The sequence below is a fragment of the Streptomyces sp. T39 genome, assembly GCF_008042045.1.
In the GTDB taxonomy this organism is placed as follows: Bacteria; Actinomycetota; Actinomycetes; order Streptomycetales; family Streptomycetaceae; genus Streptomyces.
On sequence record NZ_RDBP01000258.1, the window covers coordinates 1 to 651 of the forward strand.

A 651-nucleotide genomic window follows, 5' to 3' on the forward strand; every position below is an offset into this window, starting at 1 on the left:
GCTTCTCCTTGCGGCGCTTGACCAGGTCGGACATGACGGTCGGCACGTACTGGTTGCTCTGGAGCGCGGTCTCGGTGCCCCTGACCATGTCGCGGACGGCGGCGCCGATCGGCAGCGCGTCCTCCTCCGGGACGCCGAACTGCCGGGCGAGCACCAGGATGGGCAGCTTCTGCGCGAAGTCCGCGACCAGGTCGGCGCGGCCGGTCTTGGCGAACTCGTCCACGAGCTGGTCGGTGTAGCGGACGACGTAGCGGCGCACGCCGTGGCGGTTGAACCGGGCCAGGCTGTCCGTCACCGCCTGGCAGCCGCTGCTGGTCTTCGCCGACGGCGAGGAGCACGCCCGGCTGCGCGCGGCGGTGACGGRCAGCAGGGGCGAGTCGGCGGACAGACGTGTGTTCCATATGCGCGAGTCGCAGGACCACAGCGATGGTAAGCGCATGACCTCGAGGTTCTCCCGGTGGCCGAGCACGAACCAGGCCCGGACGTCGCCGGGGAGCAGCACCGGCGCGATCTGCCCGTGCTCCTTGCGGAGGGTGTCGTAGCGGGCGTACGGCATGTCCGCTGGCCGGTTATGGACACAGCCGCCGGTCTTCCGGGCAATTCCCGCACGGCGGGAGCCGGTTCGCGTCCGGCCCCGCCGGGGCGGCGGAT

Annotated in this window: 1 pseudogene; it reads right to left on the reverse strand. The window is 71.5% G+C overall.

The features are described 5' to 3' along the window. Positions 1–556: pseudogene (locus tag EAO77_RS39365) on the reverse strand (cytochrome P450); the annotation flags it as partial. Positions 557–651 lie beyond the last annotated feature (95 nt).